Origin of the sequence: Allobosea sp. (assembly GCF_017308015.1) — a bacterium.
Taxonomy (GTDB): Bacteria; Pseudomonadota; Alphaproteobacteria; order Rhizobiales; family Beijerinckiaceae; genus Allobosea.
This window is the reverse complement of sequence record NZ_JAFKFW010000019.1, coordinates 1-18,840: the sequence shown is the minus strand read 5'-3', so window position 1 is coordinate 18,840 and position 18,840 is coordinate 1. Positions and strand designations below refer to the sequence as shown.

Genomic DNA, 18,840 nt, shown 5'->3' with positions numbered 1-18,840 from the left:
TCACGCAACTCCGCCGGCAAGCTACCGGGGTCTGGACGCCTTTTCCGCCAGCCCGGAGCGGGCCGTGCGGGCCTCAAGCTGGCTCAAGACGTCTTGCAATGCAACATTGCGCGCCCGAAGCACAACCAAAAGATGATAGAGCACGTCGGCGCTCTCGGCGATCAGTTCGGCGCGATCGCCCTTCACGGCTGCGATCACGGCCTCGACCGCCTCTTCGCCAAATTTCTTGGCGGCGCGTTCGGGACCGGCGGCCAAGAGCTTCGCCGTCCAGGATTCCTCGGGTGAGGCGGCGGCGCGCTCGGCTACGCGGGCCTCGAGATCGGAGAGGGTGAATCCGGCCATCTCAGTCCAGCCTCATCCTGAGCCCGGCTTGCGCCATATGTGCCTTGGCCTGGCCGATCGTGTAGGTGCCGAAATGGAAGATCGAGGCAGCGAGCACGGCCGAGGCATGGCCCTGCGCGACGCCCGCGACAAGATCGTCGAGATCGCCGACGCCGCCCGAGGCGATGACCGGGACAGAGACCGCATCCGCGATCGCGCGCGTCAGGCCGAGATCGTAACCGACCTTGGTGCCATCGCGATCCATCGAGGTGACCAGCAATTCGCCGGCGCCGAGCGAGACGACCTCGCGCGCGAAGGCGACGGCCTCGATCCCGGTGGCATTGCGCCCGCCATGCGTGAAGATCTCCCAGCGGCCGGGAGTCACCTGCTTGGCGTCGATCGCGACGACGACGCATTGGTCGCCGAATTTCTCGGCCGCTTCCTTGACGAACTGGCGGTTGGTCACGGCGGCCGTGTTGATTGAGACCTTGTCGGCGCCGGCAAGTAGCAGCGCGCGGATATCCTCGACCTTGCGCACCCCGCCGCCGACGGTGAGCGGCATGAAGCAGGCTTCGGCCGTGCGGGTGACCACGTCGAGCAGGATGCCGCGCGCCTCGTGGCTCGCGGTGATGTCGAGAAAGCAGAGCTCGTCGGCCCCGGCCGCATCATAGGCCTTGGCCGCCTCGACGGGGTCGCCGGCATCGACGAGGTCGAGGAACTTCACGCCCTTGACGACGCGGCCGTCCTTGACGTCGAGGCAGGGGATGATGCGGGTCTTCAGGGTCATCGGCGGCATCGCTGTCTGCGGGGCGCAGGGCCGACCAATCGCCAGCGGCAGCCCGGCTCTGCTGGCGGGGACTGATAGCAGTCCGAGGAGGGGAGTTCCATGGCTATTGCATCGATGAATCTGCGGGGCGCGACGATCCTCGCGCAGACTGCGGTCCGAGATTCGCACGGGCCGGAATATTCACGGCGAGCGATGCAGCGCTTGTTCACGAATTATCGGTAGGTTTAGCGCGACCAGCGACGGGAAACCTCCCGTCCTGATGCGGGGGAGCTGTCATGTGCGAACGTTGCATTTCTGATGCCCGACGGGCCGGCCTGTCGCGCCGCTTCTTTCTGACCGCCGGTGTTGGCTTTGCTGCTGGCGCGGCCGGGCTTGCCTCGCCGGCGGATGCCCGGACCGGAACTGTGGTGACGGGGGACGAGGCGCTCAAGCGCCTGATGGCGGGCAATGCCCGTTATGTCGCCAACAAGCCGCGGCGGCGTGATTTCTCCGCGGGCCGTGCGGCGCGCGCACGTTCCCAGCATCCCTTCGCCTCGATCGTGAGCTGTGCCGATTCCCGTGTCGCGCCTGAGCTCGCCTTCGACCAGAGCGCAGGCGACCTGTTCGTCGTCCGGGTCGCCGGGAATTTCGTCAACGAGGATGGGCTCGCCAGCCTCGAATTCGGTGCCGCCATCCTGCAATCGCCGCTGATCATGGTGCTCGGGCATACGCGTTGCGGTGCGATCGCCTCCACCATCGATGTCGTCAAGAATGGAACGCAGCTTCCTGGCCACCTCCCGGCGCTGGTCAGCGCGATCCGCCCGGCTGTCGAGGCGGTACAGAAAGCCGGCGCCGCCGACCTGCTCGCGGAAGCGACGGAGGCGAATGTCCTGCTCAACGTCGAACGCCTGAAGACGGCAGGGCCGATCATCGCCCAACGCGTCGCGGAGAAGAAGCTGACGATTGCCGGCGGAGTCTACGATCTCGCGACCGGCAAGGTGAAGCTGATCTGAGGCTCAGGCCGCCCGCGCCAGCCGCTTCAGGGCGGCCGTGGGATCGATACGCCCGTCATAGAGTGCCCGGCCGGTGATCGCGCCCTCGAGGATTGCGGCGTCGTCGTTGCAGAGCCGCTCGATATCGGCCATCGAGGCCAGCCCGCCCGAGGCGATCACCGGGATCGAGACGGCTTGCGCCAGCGCGATCGTGCCTTCCCAGTTGATGCCCTGGAGCATGCCGTCGCGGGCGATGTCCGTGTAGATGATCGCAGCAACCCCGGCATCCTCGAAGCGCTTGCCGAGATCGGCCGCTGCGAGCGAAGAGGTCTCGGCCCAGCCTTCCACGGCCACAAAGCCGTCGCGCGCGTCGATGCCGACCGCAACCTGGCCCGGAAAAGCCTTCACCGCCTCGCGCACGAAGCCGGGATCGCGCACAGCTGCCGTCCCGATGATGACGCGGCGGATACCCTTTTCCAGCCAGCCGGCGACCGTCTTCATGTCGCGGATGCCGCCGCCGAGCTGGACCGGAAACGCCACGCGCTGCAGGATCGCCTCGACCGCGGCCGCGTTCATCGGCTTGCCGGCGAAGGCGCCGTCGAGATCGACGACATGCAGCCACTGGAAGCCCTGGACCTCGAAATCGGCGGCCTGCGCGGCCGGATCGTCGTTGAAGATCGTGGCCTGTGCCATGTCGCCCTGCTTGAGGCGGACGCAGCGGCCTTCCTTCAGGTCGATTGCGGGAAAGAGGATCATGGTGCCCAGCTCAGGAAATTCGTGATGAGCTTCAGCCCCAGCTTCTGGCTCTTCTCGGGGTGGAATTGCGTGCCGGCGACATTGCCATGCGCGACCATCGCCGTCACAGGCCCGCCATGGTCGGTCAGGGCCAGCACGTCCTGCGAGCGCTCGGCCGCGAGTGCATAGGAATGGACGAAATAGGCGTGCAGCCCTTGCGGGCCGGTCTCGATGCCGTCGAGCAGCGGATGCTCGTCCTGCTTGTGCAGGGTATTCCAGCCCATATGCGGGATCTTGAGGGCCTCGTCCTTCGGCTTGATCAGCGTGACGTCGCCGGGAATCCAGCCTAGGCCCTGTGTGATCGTGTATTCCAGCCCGCGCGAGGCGAGGAGCTGCATGCCGACGCAGATGCCGAGGAAGGGACGGCCCTTGCCCCGCACGATCTCTTCCAGCGTCTCGACCATGCCCGGCACCGCATCGAGCCCGCGCCGGCAATCGGCGAAGGCGCCGACACCCGGCAGCACGATGCGATCGGCCGCGCGCACCACGTCGGTGTCGCTGGTGACATGAATGGTCGAGCGAATGCCGGCTTCCGCCGCAGCCCGCTCGAAAGCTTTCGCGGCCGAGTGCAGGTTGCCCGAGCCGTAATCGATGATCGCGACGCTCTGGCTCATCGTCCCCGGGCCTCCGGAAACAGCCCGATGATCGGCAGCGGGCCGCTTGGCCGCACCGCCGCTGCGGGCGGAGCAGCTTCGGCGCGTGGCATCGTCGTTTCTCCGGCCAGCGCCCGCTCGAAATAGCGGCGCTCGGCCTCGGGCAGGCTGCGGGCCTCGACGACATCGGCGAGCCGCCAGCCCTTGCGGGCAAGCTTGCGGACGACGAGGTTGTTCCCCTCGATGCCCAGGAACAGCGCGATCGACCAGTAGATCAGTCCGAGCGCGGTCGGATGCAGGCCTAAGCGGGTTTGGACATAGAAGATGGCGATCCAGGCCAGCATCAAGATCAGGGTGGCCAGCCACAGCCGCTTGCCCAGAAGCCATAGCCCTGTGAGCAGGAAGGCACCCAAGGCGAAGCTCTCGGGGATGAGGCGTGCCTGCTCGATCTCCTCGCGCCGGTCGCCGCCGTCGGGCGGCGGCGTCATGACGGTGTAGAATGCCATCGAGACCTCCTACAAGGCGCCCTTGGTCGAGGGCACGCGGTCGCCCTCGCGCGGATCGACGTTCAGCGCCTGACGCAGCGCCCGCGCCAGCCCCTTGAAGCAGCTTTCGGCGATATGGTGGGCGTTGTCGCCGTAGAGCGTCTCGACATGCAGCGTGATGCCGGCATTGATCGCGAAGGCCTGGAAGAACTCGCGCACCAGCTCGGTATCGAAGGTGCCGATCTTCTGCGTCTTGAACTCGGTGCGGAAGACCAGGAACGGGCGGCCGGAGACATCGACGGCGACGCGGGTCAGCGTCTCGTCCATCGGCAGGTGCACATCGGCATAGCGGCGGATGCCCTTCTTCGTGCCGAGCGCCTGCTTCAGGGCTTCGCCCATGGCGATGCCGGCATCCTCGACGGAATGGTGGTCGTCGATATGCGTGTCGCCCTTCACTTTGACCGTGAGATCGATCAGCGAATGGCGGGCGAAGAGGTCGAGCATATGGTCGAAGAAGCCGACGCCGGTGGCGATATCGGCCTTGCCGGTGCCGTCGATCAGGAGCGAGACCGCGATATCGGTCTCGTTGGTGCGGCGCTTCACTTCGCCCGAACGCATGCTGGCCTCTCAAGCCTTTAGCGGGAAACGGCCCCGCTTTAGCAGGGGCTGGCGGCGATGGCCACAGGGGCGACCTTGTTCAAACCCGCCGCCGTCATCCCGGACAAGCCGCGAAGCGGCGCCGATCCGGGACCCATGCCTGAACCTCTATCGGTAGCGCTCCGGAATGGATCCCGGGTCTCCGCTTCGCTCCGCCCGGGATGACGGTGGAGGTTCGTGCGGAAAAGCCCTCAAACCTTCGCCAGCGCCTGCTCCAGGTCGGCGATCAGGTCGTCATGGTGCTCGAGCCCGATCGAGAGGCGGATCAGCCCATCGCTGACCCCCATCGCGGCGCGCACTTCCGGGGTGAAGCGCTGATGCGTCGTCGTCGCCGGATGGACGATCAGGCTCTTGGCGTCGCCGAGATTGTTCGAGATCCGGATCAGTTTGCAGGCATCGAGCAGGCGATAGGCGCCTGTCTTGCCGCCGGGCACCTCGAAGGCGATCATGGTCGAGGGGCCACTCATCTGGCGCTTGATGATCTCGGCCTGCGGGTGGTTCTTGTGGCCGGGGAAGATCACCTTGGTCGGCTTGCTCTGCGCGGCCAGCCAGTCGGCGACCTTGGTCGCGTTCTCGGCCTGCCTGCCGACGCGCAAAGGCAGCGTCTCCAGCGCCTTCAGCATCACCCAGGCGTTGAACGGCGAGAGCACCGGGCCGGTCTGGCGCAGGAAATTCTGGATATCGGCCTCGATCAGCGCCTTCGAGCCGAGGATCAGCCCGCCGAGGCAGCGGCCCTGGCCGTCGATATGCTTGGTCGCGGAATAGACGACGATATCGGCGCCGAGCTCGAGGGGGCGCTGGTAGAGCGGTGTGGCGAAGACATTGTCGACGACGAGTTTTGCGCCGGCCTCCTTCGCGATGGCCGCGATGGCCGCGATGTCGAGCACTTCGAGTGTCGGGTTCGACGGCGATTCCAGGAAGAACAGCTTGGTGTTGGGCCGGATCGCCCGGCGCCAGGCATCGAGGTCGGTGCCTTCGACCAGCGTCGTCTCGACGCCGTAGCGCGGCAGATGGTCCTCGATGATGTAGCGACAGGAGCCGAACAGCGCGCGCGCCGCCACGACATGGTCGCCGGCCCGCACCGGGGCCATCATCGCAGCGGTGACGGCCGCCATGCCGGTCGCGGTGGCGCGGCAGGCCTCGGCACCCTCGAAGGAGGCCATGCGCTCCTCCAGCATCGCCGTCGTGGGATTGCCGAGCCGGCCGTACTGGAAACCGGGATCGGTGTTCAGGAAGCGGCCCTCGGCCTGTGCGGCGCTGTCGTAGACATGGCCCTGTGTCAGGAACAGCGCCTCTGAGGTCTCGCCGAACTGCGAGCGCTGGATGCCGTCATGGACGAGGCGGGTCTCGGGATGCAGCTTGGCTGCGGCGTTGTCCGGTGCCGGCATGGAACTCTCGATCCGTTCTTTATAACGGACAAGAGCAGTATCAGCTCCCAAGAGGTTCGTAAAGAAGAACGGAATTTCCTTTTCCAAGGAAGGCGGGTGGAAGAAAAGCTCTCCCGCTCAGGCCTGGCGTTCGTCCGAGCGACCGAGCGGCGTCAGGAAGCCGGTGAGGTCGGCGGTGACGTGATGGACATGGCCGGCATCGCTCGCGACCTGCTCCCAGTCCTCGCGGAAAGGGTCGGGCGTCTTGGGCACGATCAGCACGGTCTTCATGCCGAGATCGCTCGGCACGATGAGGTTCTTCTCGATATCCTCGAACATCGCGGCGCGTCCGGGGTCGACGGAGTGCTTGGCGAGGAAATTCTCGTAGGTCGCGCGTTCAGGCTTCGGCAGGAAGCCGGCATGGACGATATCGAAGATATCCTCGAACTGGTCGAGGATGCCGAGTTTGCCGGCGACATTCCTGGCATGACCGACCGAGCCATTGGTCAGGATAAGCTTGCGGCCGGGCAGGGCCGCCAGCGCCGCCCCGAGGTTCGGATCCGGCTCGAGCAGCGTCAGGTCGATATCATGGGCGAAATCGAGGAACTGGTCGGGATCGATCCGATGCTCCTCCATCAGCCCCTTCAGCGTCGTGCCGTAGCGGTGATAGTAATATTGCCGCAGCGCATGCGAGGACAGGCCGTCGAGCCCGAACAATTCCTGCAGGAACAGCGTGATCCGCTCGTTGACCTGCGGCCAGACACGGCTCTCATGCGAGTAGAGTGTGTTGTCGAGATCGAAGATCCAGTGGTCGACATGCGCGAAGGCATCTGTCGTCAGGAGTGGTGGCGCGGCCGGTGTGTCTGCGAGTGTTTTCATGGGACTCTGAGATGTGGCGAGCCGAAGTCTGCGCCGCAAGTCCTTGGTGGGTGCTTAATCGCGCAGCTCTTGAAACCTTCACCGCCGTCATTCCGGACAAGCGGCGTCAGCGACGCCGATCGAGTATCCATTTCGGAGCCCTGCGATCAAGGTTCTGGCATGGATTCCGGGTGCCCTTTCAGTCACCCGGGATGATTGAGCGCGTGTGCTTCAGCGCCGGATGATCGTGCCGGCGCCGGTATCGGTGAAGAGCTCGATCAGCGCCGCATGCGGCACCTTGCCATCGAGGATGACGACGGCCTCGACACCCTTTTCCAGCGCGTAGATGCAGGTTTCGATCTTCGGGATCATGCCGCCGGAGATCGTGCCGTCGGCGATCAGGTGTCGGCATTCCTCGACCGTCAGCTCGGGGATGAGCTGCTTGTCCTTGTTCAGCACGCCGGGCACGTCGGTCAGCAGCAGCAGGCGCTTGGCGTTGAGCGCACCGGCGATGGCGCCGGCGAAGGTATCGGCGTTGACATTGTAGGTCTGGCCGTCCGCGGCGGCGCAGACTGGGGCCAGAACCGGGATCAGTTCCGCCTTCAGCACCGCGTCGAGCACGGTCGTGTTCACCTTCTCGGGCTCGCCGACAAAGCCGAGATCGAGGATTTCCTCGATCTTGGAATCGGGATCGACCACGGTGCGCGTCACCTTGCGCGCGGTGACCATGTTGCCATCCTTGCCGCAGAGCCCGATGGCGCGCCCGCCCTCGCGGGTGATGTAGCCGACGATCTCCTTGTTGACCGAGCCGGCCAGAACCATCTCGACGACCTCGACAGTTGCCTCGTCGGTGACGCGCAGGCCCTGCTTGAACTCGGACTGGATGCCGAGCTTCTTGAGCATCGCTGCGATCTGCGGGCCACCTCCATGGCAGACCACCGGCTTCAGGCCGGACTGCTCGAGCAGCACGATATCCTCGGCGAAATCCTCGGCGGTGGCCGCGTCGCCCATGGCGTTGCCGCCGTATTTGATGACGATGATTTCCTGGTCGTAGCGCTGCATATGCGGCAGTGCCTGCACCAGGAGTTCGGCGGATTGCGACGGCGTCAGGTTGGGATGGTCGGTCATTCGGGCAGGCTCCGCGCGGCCGCAGGGAAAGGGGCGGCCGCGCTTCTACCCGAACTTGCGTGGCTGCGGAAGAATGGCTGCAAAAACACAACCATAGATTGCGTAAAATTGGAAATACACGTTAACTGGTTGCGGAGACGTCGATTCGCAGACAGGGAGAGATCCAATGAGCAGTTGCACCGACCGGAGCGGGGACAGGTGGGAAATATATCCGTCCGGTAACGAATGGCGATGGCGCCGGATCGCCTCGAACGGGCGTATCGTTGGGGCCTCAACGGAGGGTTATGCCAGCAAGGCAAACTGCATCGCCAATGCGCAGCGCAATGGCATGACCTGCATGCCTCAATAGGCTCGATCCGCGGGGGGCTTTGACAGAACCGCGGCTACAGCCAACCCGAGCCAGCCAAGGAGCATGAACCAGCCGCCGGTCGGTGCCGCGCGGGGAAAGAGCGCCGTGCCGCCAAAACCGCGCCGGGCGAGATCGGCCGAGAACAGGCACGCGCCGACGATGATCGCCGAGAGCGCGACCCGCGCCAGCAGGTCGTGGAGATGGCCGCCCCGTCGCGCCGCCGTCGCGCCGATAACGACCGAGGCATGGAACAGCAGCATCTGCCCGGCGATCTGGACATGGCCGGGATCGGCGGCGACATGGGCCGCGGCCGCCAGCAAGGCGACGCCGGCGAAGCCCATCAGCGCGGCAAGGGCCAGATGCAGGCGGGTCGCGGTCATGCGGGCTCAGCCGTGCTCCGCCAGCACGCGGCCGATCGCGGCGCGGAATTCCGGGATTCCCAGCCCGGTCTCGCTGGAGGTCAGCAGCACTTCGGGAAAGGCGGCCGGGCGGCGCTTGATCTCGTCATAGGTCGCCTCGGTCATGAACTGCTGGTCGGCCTTCTTCAACGCATCGCCCTTGGTCAGCACGACCTGATAGGACACGGCGGCCTTGTCGAGCGTTTCCAGCACGGCGCCGTCGACGTCCTTGATGCCGTGGCGGGCGTCGATCAGTACATAGACGCGCATCAGGTTGGAGCGTCCGCGCAGATAGTCATGGATCAGCCGGGTCCAGGCCGCGACCTTCTCCTTGCCGACGGCGGCATAGCCGTAGCCCGGCATGTCGACGATGGTCAGGCGCTCGTCATGGTCGACCTGTCGGAAGAAGTTGAGCTGCTGGGTCCGGCCGGGCGTATGCGAGGTGCGGGCCAGGGAGTTGCGCCGCGTCAGCGCGTTGATCAGGCTGGACTTGCCGACATTCGACCGCCCGGCGAAGGCGATCTCCTGACCGCGCATCGGCGGCAGATCGTCGATCTTGGTCGAGGCCCAGACGAAATCCCACGGGCCCTCGAAGAGCTTGCGGGCCGCCTCGATCTCCTCGGCGTCATAGGGCTTTGTCGTCGATGTGGTCATGATGCCTTGCCTACACGGCCCTGCGCAGCGCGTCGATATCGGCGCCCTGAATCGCGTCGATATGGCGCGCGATTCTGTCGGCATCCCAGTCCCACCAGCGGATCGCCAGCAACTCCGCGACGATATCGCACGGAAAGCGCATCTTGACGATCCGGCCGGGATTGCCGGCGACCACCGCGTAGGCCGGGACGTCCCTGGTCACCTGTGCCCGGGTGCCGATGATCGCGCCGTCGCCGATCGTCACGCCCGGCATGATCACCGCCTCGCGCCCGATCCAGACATCGTTGCCGATCACCGTGTCGCCGCGATTGTTCGGGCCGGGCCGCTTCAGGCTCTCGGGATCGCCGAGGCCGAACATCTGGAAGGGGAAGGTCGAGAAGCCGCCGATCGGGTGGTTGGCGCCGTTCATGATGAACTGCGCCGCTTGCGCGATCGCGACGAACTTCCCGATGATCAGGCGGTCGCCGATGAAGTCGAAATGATAGCGCACGCAGCGGGCGACGAAATGCTCCGGCCCGCGCGAGTCGTCATAGTAGCTGTAGTCGCCGATTTCGATCAGCGGATGGTCGACCACCGTCTTCAGGAAGGCCGTGCCCTTCCAGCCGGGGATCGGATGGCGCGTGCTCGGATCGGGCAATGGCATCGGGGCGGAGGCCTTCAAAAGCGAAGGGCGGGAAACCCCGCCCTTCGATCACTCACTTCTTGTTGCTGTTGGCGGGGTTGGGCGCGCCGCCTGCGGCTGCCGGCTTCTTGCCGAACATGCCCTTGAGGTTGTCGAAGAGTTCGATCTTCACCCCGTTCTTGCGCATGATGTAGCCCTGCTGGATCACCGAGAGCAGGTTGTTCCAGCTCCAGTAGATCACCAGGCCGGCCGGGAACGAGCCGAGCAGGAAGGTGAAGAACACCGGCATCCAGGTGAACATCATCTTCTGCACCGGATCCGGCGGCTCCGGGTTCATCTTCATCTGGATGAACATCGTGATGCCCATGATGATCGGCCATAGGCCGAGATGCAGCATGGCGGGAGGCGTGAAGGGCAGCGCGCCGAACAGGTTGAACAGGTTCGTCGGGTCGGGCGCCGCGAGGTCGTGGATCCAGCCGAAGAACGGCGCGTGCCGCATCTCGATGGTGATGAACAGGATCTTGTAGAGCGCGAAGAACACCGGGATCTGCAGCAGCACCGGCCAGCAGCCGGCCACCGGGTTGATCTTCTGCGTCTTGTACAGCTCCATCAGAGCCTGCTGCTGCTTCATCTTGTCGTCGGCATAACGCTCGCGGATCGCGGTCATTTCCGGCTGCAGCGCCTTCATCTTCGCCATCGAGGCGTAGGATTTGTTGGCGAGCGGGAAGAACAGGGTCTTGAGCAGGACGGTGACGATCAGGATCGCGACACCGAAATTGCCGATGTGCTTGTAGATCCAGTCGAGCACGAAAAAGAGCGGCTTGGTGATGAAATAGAACCAGCCCCAGTCGATCAGGAGCTCGAAGCGCTTGATGCCGAGGTTCTTCTCATAGCCGTCAATGGCCGCGACTTCCTTGGCACCGGCGAACATGCGGGCGTTCGAGGAGGCGGTGGCGCCCGGTGCGACCGCAACGCTCTCGCCGAGGAAATCGGCCTGGTAGGTATGGCCGGTTCCTGTCTGCACGGCGGAGTAGCGGCCTTCGTACTTGCGCTGCTGGTCGGGGATGACCGCGGCGGCCCAGTACTTGTCGGTGATCCCGACGAAGCCGCCGACCGCGTCCTTCCAGGACTTGCCGGTGGTGCCAGGCGAGAGCAGCGGCTCCTTGTCGAGCTTGTCGTAGGTGTATTCCTGCAGGCCCTGTTCGCCGAGATTGCCGACAAGGCCCTCATGCAGCACGTAGTAGCCGAGTGTCGTCGGCTTGCCCTGGCGGACGATCTGGCCATAGGGGAACAGGGTGACGGCGGTAGAGCCCTTGTTCTCGACCTCGTCGCGGATCGTGAACATCGCGTTGTCGTCGACGCTGACGATGCGCTTGAAGGTCAGGCCCTGGCCGTTGTCCCAGCTCAGCGTCACCGGCTTGGCTGGGGTCAGTGTCTGGCTGTCGGCGGTCCAGACCGTCGTCGCGTTCGGCAGAGAAACGGCGGTTCCGGGCGCTGCGACCCAGCCGAAATCGGAATAGTAGGCGTTCGGGCCGCCGACCGGCGAAAGCAGGACGATGTTCGCGCTCTTCGGGTCCACGGTCTCGCGATAGGCCTTGAGCGAGACGTCGTCGATGCGCGCACCGGTCAGCGAGAGCGAGCCGGCGATCTTGGGCGTGTCGATCTTGACGCGGGGGCTCGCCGCCAGCGCCTGCTCGCGGGTGCCGATCTGCTGCGGGGCTGTGGTGCCTGGGGCGGCGGAGCCTGTAGGCTGGCCGGGCGTGGAAGGTGCCGGAGCGGAGCCGGACGTGCCGGGCGCCTGCTGGCTCTGGGCCTGCTGCGCGGCCTGCTTCTGCTTTTCCATCTGCGGCACGCCGTAGAAGAACTGCCAGCCGAGCAGCACGACCACGGACATGACGATCGCGAGAAGCAGATTGCGGTTGTCTTCTTTCATCATGGTCGGAAACGGATCTCGCTTGGTCCGGTAAGGCGCTGGCGGGGTCAGGCTTGCGCCGGCGTGCCGCGCTTGGGGTGCGGGCGGCGCCGGTCGGCATGCGGCTTGTGAGGCTTTGCCCGGTCGATGGCAATCGAAAGATCGGCGACGAGCGTCTTAAATCGCGCGGTCAGCACCTCGGAGCGCGCGACGATCACGAGGTCGCAGGGGCGTTCTGTCTGGCTGGCGAGCGCCTGCTTGGCCGCCTCGCGCAGGCGGCGGCGGATGCGGTTGCGCTTCACGGCGTTGCCGGTCTTGCGCGAAGCGGTGAGGCCGAGCCTCAAAGCCACGGGTTCGCCGTCCTTGCGGACTTCGTCTGGCGCGGCATCGCGCACCTGCGCCATGAAGGCGGACGAACGAAAACGGCGGCCGTGTTCGGCCGCCGCCAGAAATTCTTTGCGTTGCGTCAGACGGGCGAGGCGCATGGCGGTTGGCCTGTCTTCCGAAACCGGCGCGCTGTCGTCACGCGCCAGGGCTCGTCAGGCCGACAGGCGCTTGCGGCCGTGGGCGCGGCGAGCGGCGATGACCTTGCGGCCACCCTTGGTCGCCATGCGGGCGCGATAGCCGTGGCGGCGCTTGCGAACCAGCTTGCTGGGTTGATAGGTTCTCTTCACGGTCCGTCTCCGGGGCCTTTATGAGCACGACGGCCGCGGCTTTCCGGGGAAAGCATGGCCAACCGAGCCTGTCATGCGATAAGGGTCGGCGCCGCCTTTCGGCTGCGCAGGTCGCGGGCTTATGACGGATGGACGACACCAAGTCAACGCCAAACTGGCAGATTTGACGCCCGCTGCGACGAAGCTTCGCGGCTCCTGCGATGCCAGCTTGCGATTCACGCGGACATCCCCGATATAGCGGGCGGGAGGTTGGCGAGGGACGTCTCACTCGCCAACCGGGTCAGGTCCGGAAGGAAGCAGCCCTAACGAGACCGAACGGGTCTTCGTCCAGCCTCCCACCTCATGCGCCCGATAAAGCGCCGGACCAAAGCCTGGGACCGGCGCGGCGCCATTGACCCTCGCCTCCCGATTGGCGAAACCAGTCCGCATGACCGACCAGATCGACGCCGCCTCTGCTGACGAACCGGGATTTGCCGGTTTCGATCCGGTGCCAGCGCCGCAAGCCGCCGCCACGGGGGCGCCCGCGCCCTATCGCGTGCTCGCACGAAAATATCGCCCGGCGCATTTCGGCGACCTGATCGGCCAGGAAGCGATGGTGCGCACGCTGACCAACGCCTTCGCGGCCGGCCGCATCCCGCAGGCCTGGATGCTGACCGGCGTCCGCGGTGTCGGCAAGACCACGACCGCCCGCATTCTGGCGCGCGCGCTGAACTTCCAGACGCCGGACGGGCAGGGCAGCCCGACCACGGATCTGCGCGAATTCGGCATCCATTGCCGCGAGATCATCGAGGGGCGCCATATCGACGTGATGGAGATCGACGCGGCCTCGAACAACAGCGTCGACAATATCCGCCAGATCAACGACGCCGTGCGCTATGCGCCGGTCTCGGCGCGCTACAAGGTCTATATCGTCGACGAGGTGCACATGCTCTCGACCGGCGCCTTCAACGCGTTCCTGAAGACGCTGGAGGAGCCGCCGCCGCATGCGAAGTTCATCTTCGCGACGACGGAAATCCGCAAGGTTCCGATCACGGTGCTGTCGCGCTGCCAGCGCTTCGACCTGCGCCGCGTCGAATCCGACATGCTGGTCGATCACCTCGCCAATATCTGCCGGGCCGAAAGCGTCGATGCCGAGCAGGAGGCGCTCGCGGCGATCGCCCGCGCCGCCGAGGGCTCGGTGCGCGATTCTCTCTCGATCCTCGACCAGGCCATCGCGCATGCGGCCGGCCGCATCACGCTCGACGATATCCGCTCGATGCTCGGCCTCGCCGACAGGGCCCGCGTCATCGATCTCTTCGAAGCGGTGATGAAGGGCGACATCGCCGCTGCACTCGGCGAATTGCGGGCGCAATACGATGCCGGCGCCGATCCGGTCGTGGTGCTGAACGACCTCGCGGAGTTCACCCATCTGGTGACGCGCCTCAAGCTCGTGCCCGAGGCGGTGAAGGACAACAGTCTCGCCCAGGCCGAGCGGGTGCGCGGCGGCGATTTCGCCCAGCGCCTTTCGGTCCGCATCCTCGCCCGCACCTGGCAGATGCTGCTCAAGGGCATTGCCGAGGTGAAGCAGGCCGACCGGCCGGTCATGGCCGCCGACATGGTCCTCGTCCGCCTCGCCCATGCCGCCGACCTGCCGACGCCGGACGAAGCGCTCAAGATGCTGCGCGACGGCATGGGTTCTGCCCCCGCCGGCAATGGCGGTGGCAATGGGATGGGGATGCCGCGCCCGCCCTCCGGCGGCGGCAACACCGCGCTCGCCGCCCGCCCGATCCTCGCCAGCGCCAACCCGGCGCCCGCCCCGGTCGCCCGCGCAGCCGCGGCACCCATGGCGATCGTCGCCTCGCTGGAGGATGTCGTCGCACTCGCCTCGCAGCATCGCGACATCACGCTCAAGATCGCGCTGGAGCGCGATATCCGGCTCGTCCGTTTCGAGGCCGGCCGCATCGAATTCTCGTTGGCCGAGGGCGCCTCGCGCACTCTCGCGCAGGACCTCTCCCGCCGCCTCAAGGAATGGACCGGCCAGACCTGGATGGTCGCCGTCGTCAACGAGGAGGGCGGCGCCACCATGCGGGAGCAGGCGGCGGCCGCGAAGGACCAGCGCGAGAGCGACGCCGCGGCCCACCCGTCGGTCAAGGCTGTGCTGGAGCGCTTCCCCGGCGCGCGCATCGTCGATGTCCGCGACCCTCGCGCCATCGCGGCCGCCGAAATGGCGGCTTCCGTACCGGCTGAAGACGAATACCTGCCCGATGCCGAACCCCTGTTCGACGATTCCGAGCCGGATTTCGACGGCATCGATTTCTGACGATCCTGAGGAGGATTTTCCCGTGCGTGACATGATGGGCCTGATGAAGCAGGCGCAGCAGATGCAGCAGAAGATGGCCGACATGCAGGCCGAGCTCGACAATATCGAGGTCGAGGGCGGCGCCGGCGGCGGCATGGTCACGGTGACGATGACGGCCAAGGGCGCGCTCAAGGGCGTGAAGATCGATCCCAGCCTGATGGTGCCGGACGAGCGCGAGATCCTCGAGGACCTGATCGTCGCCGCCGCCAACGACGCCCGCACCCGCGGCGAGCGCGTCATGCAGGAGCGCATGGCCGAAATCACCAAGGGCCTGCCGATCCCGCCGGGCATGAAGCTGTTTTGAGTATGGCGCGAGCCGCCCGGAATGACGGGGTAGCGTGATGTCCCGCGCCATTGCCGGTCCCGAGATCGAAAGGCTGATCCAGCTCCTGGCCAAGCTGCCGGGGCTCGGGCCACGCTCGGCCCGGCGTGCGGCGCTGCATCTGGTGAAGAAGCGCGAGCAGCTGCTCGGCCCGCTCTCGGAGGCGATGGCGGTAGCGCGCGAGCGCATCGTCGTCTGCGCCCGCTGCGGCAATGTCGACACCCGCGACCCCTGCGGCCTCTGTATCGATCCGCGTCGTGACGATTCCCTCATCGTCGTCGTCGCCGATATCTCCGATCTCTGGGCGCTGGAGCGTTCGGGCGCCGTTTCCGGCCGCTATCATGTGCTGGGCGGCGTGCTCTCGGCGCTCGACGGCGTGCGCCCCGAGCATCTTTCGCTCGACGCGCTGGTGGCGCGCGCTTCCGATCCGGTGGTGAAGGAGGTCATCCTCGCGCTTAACGCCACGGTCGACGGCCAGACCACGGCGCATTTCATCACCGACCTCATGGCGCATCTGCCTGTGAAGGTGACCAAGCTCGCCCATGGCGTGCCGGTCGGCGGTGAGCTCGACTATCTCGACGACGGCACGCTGGCCGCCGCCATCCGCCAGCGCACGGGGTTCTGAGGAAGCCTCAGAACTTGTAGGCGACGCTGGCGCGGGCGCTGTGGCTGGACAGTTCCTGCGAGCCGGTGAGGCCCGGGAAGGCGCCGGAGCTGGCGAAGCGGTTCCGCCCGAAATCGGTGTAGCGATATTCGGCGCCGAGGATCAGGTTGTCGGTGAAGGCGAAATTGACGCCCGCGCCGAGATTCCAGCCGGTCCGCGCGCTGGTCAGCCGCTCGCCGAAGCCGCCGCCGGCCGTGAAGACGCGTCGCTCGTATTCGGTGAAGGAGACGCCGCCGGTGCCGTAGACCATCAGCCGGTCGAAGGCGAGGCCGAGACGCGCCCGCGCAGAGCCCTGCCAATCCTGGCTAACGCGGGCGGAGAGGCCGATCCCGTCGAAGCGGCTGCGGCTGTTCAGCGCTTCGACATCGCCCTCGATGCCCAGCACTACCCCGCCGAGCTGATAGTTGAAGCCGCCATGGGCGCCGCCGAATGCCGTATCCTCGCCGGCACGGAAGCTGATCGGGGCGAAGCCTCCGCCGGCGGTGTCGATCCGCACCTTGTTGCTGCCCCAGGCATAGCCGCCTTGCAGGCCGGCATAGAAGCCCGTCCAGGAATAGAGCGTGGGCAGCTCGGGCGCCGGCGGCAAGGCGACCTTGTGCAGGTCGGCCGCTCCGGCTGCACCCGACAGCAGGATCGCGAGGCCCGTCAGGCCGGTTCTGAACAGCTTCGTCATCGGGCTTTCCGCAGGATGGGACCGCGCCTGCCGCTCGCGGCTGCGCCCCGTCATAACGAAGCATTAAGGTTAACAATCGGCTAAGTTGCCTCGTGGGCGAGGCGGGGCCGGAACGATTGCGGATGACGCCGGTTGCCCTCAAGCTGCGATGGCAACAACCGGCGGAGCGTGAATCCGGATATGGCTTTCCTCAAACGGATCACGGGCGCGGCCGGGATCGGGGTCGCGCTCGGCTATCTGTCGGGAGTGCTGTCCGACAAGTTCGGGCGTCGTCGCGAGGAGGCGGTGCGCGGCCGGTTGGCGAAGACGCCGCTGCAGATGACCTGGCTGGGCTGGAAGGACGTGCTGCTGCGTTTCATCGGCAATGTCGCCGAGAACCGCCTGACCTCGCTTGCCGGTGCGGTCGCTTTCTACACCCTCCTCTCGCTCGTACCAGCCCTGTCCCTGCTGGTCACGATCTACCGTTATTTCACCGACCCTGCGACCATCGCCGGGCAGCTCGATGCGGTCACGACCATGTTCCCGCAGGCCGCGCGCGAGCTCATCCACGAGCAGGCGATGCGGCTTTCCAGCCAGTCCGGCTTCAGCCTGTCCCTGACCTTCTGGATCAGCCTGGGCGTTGCGACCTGGTCGGCCAATGCGGCGGTGAAGGCGCTGTTCGACGCGCTCAACATCATCTATCGCGAGGCCGAGAAGCGCAGCTTCCTCAAGCTCAACGCGATCTCGCTGCTCACCACCGTCAGCGGCGTCGTCCTGCTCACCGCTGCCTTGATCGCCATCGCCAGCCTGCCGGTGGTGACCGCGCTGTTTCCCTTCCATTCCGAGCTGGAGCGCCTGATCCGGCTGGTCCGATGGCCGTCCTTCTTCGTCATGGCGACGCTCTCGATCGCGGTTCTCTACTGGATCGGCCCGAGCCGCGAGCGCGTACGCTTCATCTGGGTCATGCCCGGCGCCATCGCCGCGGCCCTTCTCTGGGGCGCAGCTTCCTATGCCTTCTCCTGGTATGTCTCGACGCTCGGCAACTACACGGCGGCCTACGGCTCGCTCGCGACGGTCGTGGTGTTCATGACCTGGCTCTGGCTCTCGGCGACGATCGTGCTGGCCGGGGCCGAGCTCAACGCTGAGCTGGAGCACCAGACGGCGCATGACACTACGACCGGGCGGCCGAGGCCGCTCGGCCAGCGTGGCGCCACGATGGCGGACCGGATCGGTCCGGCAAGGGCAGAGTGATGCTGGATCCGCGCGACACGCGCCAGGACGATCTGCGCACCGGAAAGGGACCGTGGCGTCCGCTTCCGCAGCGCCCGATGGGGCGGGAACTCGAAGTCGACACGCGCTGCGACGTTGCGATCGTCGGTGGTGGCATCACCGGCGCACTCGTTGCTGAGCACCTGACGGCGATGGGCCGCGATGTCGTGCTGATCGATCGGGAGCGCGAGGGCTTTGGCAGCACGGCGGCCTCGACCGCGATGCTGCAATGGGAAATCGATCTCAGGCTGTCCCAGCTCGCGGCGTTCTATGGCTTTGCCGCTGCGGCCGAAGTTTACCGCTTGAGCTTCCAGGCGGTCGAGGGCCTGCGCAGGCTCGTCGGCGATCTCGCCCTGCCTTGCGGCTTCGCACCCCGCCAGACCGTCTATATCGCCGCAGGCGAAAGCGGCCCGCGCGAGCTTCTGGAGGAGGCAGCCTTGCGCGAACGGGCTGGGCTCCCCGGCAGCTTCGTCGAGCATGCCGCCCTGCGCGAGGCCTTCGGCTTCGACCGGGCGGCGGCCATCGTCTCGCCTGGCTCGGCCGAGGCCGACCCGCTCAGCCTCTGCCATGGGCTCCTCGCGGTGTCCGTGACGCGCGGCGCGCGCTTGATCCGCGACGAGGCGGTCGCTTTCGACGGGGCCGGCCGCTCGGCCGCCGTTACCCTCGCAAGCGGACGGGTGATCGAGGCCGGCCATGTCGTGCTTGCCACCGGCTATGTCATGCCGGACATCGTCAGCGACGACCTGCACCGCGTCGCGTCGAGCTGGGCGATCGCGACGGTCCCGCAAGCGCCGCAAGCGCTCTGGCCCGGTCACGCGCTCGTCTGGGAGGCGTCTGAGGACTACTGCTATTGCCGGACGACCACGGATGGCCGCATCGTCTTCGGCGGCGAGGACGAGGATTTCGACGATCCCGACCGGCGCGAGGCGCTCGGTCCCGCGAAAACCGAGGCCCTGCAGGCGCGCTTGCACGCCCTGAACCCGCAGGCGAGTCTCGATCTCGACCATGCCTGGTCCGGCGCCTT

23 protein-coding genes and 1 other RNA gene are annotated in these 18,840 nt (G+C 66.4%); 8 read left to right on the top strand and 16 right to left on the bottom strand.

Annotation, left to right across the window (positions count from 1 at the left end; genetic code table 11):
- Nucleotides 1-21: 21 nt before the first annotated feature.
- The gene (locus J0I42_RS16040) at nucleotides 22-342 is read right to left on the bottom strand and encodes a phosphoribosyl-ATP diphosphatase (RefSeq protein WP_291656177.1); all 321 of its coding nucleotides are present in this window, start codon (nucleotides 340-342) and stop codon (nucleotides 22-24) included.
- A gap of 1 nt (nucleotide 343) precedes the next feature.
- The gene (gene hisF, locus J0I42_RS16035; RefSeq protein ID WP_291656175.1) at nucleotides 344-1,108 is read right to left on the bottom strand and encodes an imidazole glycerol phosphate synthase subunit HisF; all 765 of its coding nucleotides are present in this window, start codon (nucleotides 1,106-1,108) and stop codon (nucleotides 344-346) included.
- A 275-nt stretch (nucleotides 1,109-1,383) separates the two neighbouring features.
- Here hisF and J0I42_RS16030 point away from each other — a divergent pair, with 275 nt between their 5' ends.
- Nucleotides 1,384-2,100 carry a carbonic anhydrase gene (locus J0I42_RS16030; protein WP_291656173.1) on the top strand — a complete coding sequence of 239 codons (717 nt, stop codon included), beginning with the start codon at nucleotides 1,384-1,386 and terminating at the stop codon, nucleotides 2,098-2,100.
- A gap of 3 nt (nucleotides 2,101-2,103) precedes the next feature.
- Here the strand turns inward: J0I42_RS16030 and hisA are convergent, their stop codons facing one another.
- From hisA to argB, 7 genes are all read right to left on the bottom strand, one after another.
- The gene (gene hisA, locus J0I42_RS16025; RefSeq protein WP_291656298.1) at nucleotides 2,104-2,844 is read right to left on the bottom strand and encodes a 1-(5-phosphoribosyl)-5-[(5-phosphoribosylamino)methylideneamino]imidazole-4-carboxamide isomerase; all 741 of its coding nucleotides are present in this window, start codon (nucleotides 2,842-2,844) and stop codon (nucleotides 2,104-2,106) included.
- Nucleotides 2,832-3,488: an imidazole glycerol phosphate synthase subunit HisH gene (gene hisH / locus J0I42_RS16020; RefSeq protein WP_291656171.1), complete on the bottom strand. Its 657-nt coding sequence runs from the start codon at nucleotides 3,486-3,488 to the stop codon at nucleotides 2,832-2,834. The genes hisA and hisH overlap by 13 nt, the downstream gene beginning before the upstream one ends.
- Nucleotides 3,485-3,955 carry a DUF2628 domain-containing protein gene (locus J0I42_RS16015; RefSeq protein ID WP_291656169.1) on the bottom strand — a complete coding sequence of 157 codons (471 nt, stop codon included), beginning with the start codon at nucleotides 3,953-3,955 and terminating at the stop codon, nucleotides 3,485-3,487. The genes hisH and J0I42_RS16015 overlap by 4 nt, the downstream gene beginning before the upstream one ends.
- Before the next feature lie 27 nt (nucleotides 3,956-3,982).
- Nucleotides 3,983-4,570: an imidazoleglycerol-phosphate dehydratase HisB gene (hisB, locus tag J0I42_RS16010; RefSeq protein WP_291656167.1), complete on the bottom strand. Its 588-nt coding sequence runs from the start codon at nucleotides 4,568-4,570 to the stop codon at nucleotides 3,983-3,985.
- A gap of 230 nt (nucleotides 4,571-4,800) precedes the next feature.
- On the bottom strand, nucleotides 4,801-5,997 hold the full coding sequence (gene metZ, locus J0I42_RS16005) for an O-succinylhomoserine sulfhydrylase (protein WP_291656166.1): 1,197 nt from the start codon (nucleotides 5,995-5,997) through the stop codon (nucleotides 4,801-4,803).
- A 117-nt stretch (nucleotides 5,998-6,114) separates the two neighbouring features.
- Nucleotides 6,115-6,855 carry a pyrimidine 5'-nucleotidase gene (locus J0I42_RS16000; RefSeq protein WP_291656165.1) on the bottom strand — a complete coding sequence of 247 codons (741 nt, stop codon included), beginning with the start codon at nucleotides 6,853-6,855 and terminating at the stop codon, nucleotides 6,115-6,117.
- A gap of 210 nt (nucleotides 6,856-7,065) precedes the next feature.
- Nucleotides 7,066-7,962, bottom strand: coding sequence for an acetylglutamate kinase (gene argB / locus J0I42_RS15995; RefSeq protein ID WP_291656163.1), 897 nt, complete (start codon nucleotides 7,960-7,962; stop codon nucleotides 7,066-7,068).
- A gap of 166 nt (nucleotides 7,963-8,128) precedes the next feature.
- Here argB and J0I42_RS15990 point away from each other — a divergent pair, with 166 nt between their 5' ends.
- Nucleotides 8,129-8,311, top strand: coding sequence for a YegP family protein (locus tag J0I42_RS15990; RefSeq protein WP_291656162.1), 183 nt, complete (start codon nucleotides 8,129-8,131; stop codon nucleotides 8,309-8,311).
- On the opposite strand, the gene J0I42_RS15985 is transcribed toward J0I42_RS15990, so the two are convergent.
- The 6 genes from J0I42_RS15985 to rpmH are packed head-to-tail and all read right to left on the bottom strand — an operon-like array spanning nucleotide 8,305 to nucleotide 12,571.
- On the bottom strand, nucleotides 8,305-8,691 hold the full coding sequence (locus tag J0I42_RS15985; RefSeq protein WP_291656159.1) for a DUF423 domain-containing protein: 387 nt from the start codon (nucleotides 8,689-8,691) through the stop codon (nucleotides 8,305-8,307). The two genes, J0I42_RS15990 and J0I42_RS15985, sit on opposite strands and share 7 nt — an antisense overlap.
- Nucleotides 8,692-8,697: 6 nt before the next feature.
- Nucleotides 8,698-9,363 carry a ribosome biogenesis GTP-binding protein YihA/YsxC gene (gene yihA, locus J0I42_RS15980; protein ID WP_291656158.1) on the bottom strand — a complete coding sequence of 222 codons (666 nt, stop codon included), beginning with the start codon at nucleotides 9,361-9,363 and terminating at the stop codon, nucleotides 8,698-8,700.
- A 10-nt stretch (nucleotides 9,364-9,373) separates the two neighbouring features.
- The gene (locus tag J0I42_RS15975) at nucleotides 9,374-10,006 is read right to left on the bottom strand and encodes a CatB-related O-acetyltransferase (RefSeq protein ID WP_291656156.1); all 633 of its coding nucleotides are present in this window, start codon (nucleotides 10,004-10,006) and stop codon (nucleotides 9,374-9,376) included.
- Between the two features lie 52 nt (nucleotides 10,007-10,058).
- Nucleotides 10,059-11,918, bottom strand: a complete 1,860-nt coding sequence (gene yidC, locus J0I42_RS15970) for a membrane protein insertase YidC (RefSeq protein ID WP_291656297.1) — start codon at nucleotides 11,916-11,918, stop codon at nucleotides 10,059-10,061.
- 47 nt (nucleotides 11,919-11,965) lie between these two features.
- Entirely contained in the window at nucleotides 11,966-12,382 is a 417-nt protein-coding gene (gene rnpA / locus J0I42_RS15965) for a ribonuclease P protein component (RefSeq protein WP_291656154.1), read from the bottom strand.
- Between the two features lie 54 nt (nucleotides 12,383-12,436).
- Nucleotides 12,437-12,571 (bottom strand): 50S ribosomal protein L34, encoded by a 135-nt coding sequence (gene rpmH, locus J0I42_RS15960; protein ID WP_038364779.1) that lies wholly within the window; start codon nucleotides 12,569-12,571, stop codon nucleotides 12,437-12,439.
- Nucleotides 12,572-12,814: 243 nt separating this feature from the next.
- Here rpmH and ffs point away from each other — a divergent pair.
- The 4 genes from ffs to recR all read left to right on the top strand — a co-directional run bounded on the left by ffs (nucleotide 12,815) and on the right by recR (nucleotide 15,856).
- Nucleotides 12,815-12,911: signal recognition particle sRNA small type (ffs, locus tag J0I42_RS15955), an RNA gene on the top strand.
- An 87-nt stretch (nucleotides 12,912-12,998) separates the two neighbouring features.
- Nucleotides 12,999-14,870 carry a DNA polymerase III subunit gamma/tau gene (locus J0I42_RS15950; RefSeq protein ID WP_291656153.1) on the top strand — a complete coding sequence of 624 codons (1,872 nt, stop codon included), beginning with the start codon at nucleotides 12,999-13,001 and terminating at the stop codon, nucleotides 14,868-14,870.
- A gap of 22 nt (nucleotides 14,871-14,892) precedes the next feature.
- Complete coding sequence (locus J0I42_RS15945; protein ID WP_047572605.1) at nucleotides 14,893-15,213, top strand: YbaB/EbfC family nucleoid-associated protein; 321 nt, start codon at nucleotides 14,893-14,895, stop codon at nucleotides 15,211-15,213.
- Between the two features lie 37 nt (nucleotides 15,214-15,250).
- On the top strand, nucleotides 15,251-15,856 hold the full coding sequence (recR, locus tag J0I42_RS15940; RefSeq protein WP_291656149.1) for a recombination mediator RecR: 606 nt from the start codon (nucleotides 15,251-15,253) through the stop codon (nucleotides 15,854-15,856).
- Nucleotides 15,857-15,863: 7 nt separating this feature from the next.
- On the opposite strand, the gene J0I42_RS15935 is transcribed toward recR, so the two are convergent.
- Entirely contained in the window at nucleotides 15,864-16,568 is a 705-nt protein-coding gene (locus tag J0I42_RS15935; protein ID WP_291656146.1) for an outer membrane protein, read from the bottom strand.
- A gap of 180 nt (nucleotides 16,569-16,748) precedes the next feature.
- Between J0I42_RS15935 and J0I42_RS15930 the strand changes: the two genes are divergently transcribed.
- Together J0I42_RS15930 and J0I42_RS15925 are read left to right on the top strand one after the other, a co-directional pair.
- Nucleotides 16,749-17,798, top strand: a complete 1,050-nt coding sequence (locus tag J0I42_RS15930; RefSeq protein ID WP_291656144.1) for a YihY/virulence factor BrkB family protein — start codon at nucleotides 16,749-16,751, stop codon at nucleotides 17,796-17,798.
- Nucleotides 17,798-18,840: NAD(P)/FAD-dependent oxidoreductase (locus tag J0I42_RS15925; RefSeq protein ID WP_291656143.1), on the top strand; the 1,043-nt coding region annotated here is incomplete at its 3' end. The genes J0I42_RS15930 and J0I42_RS15925, both read left to right, overlap by 1 nt.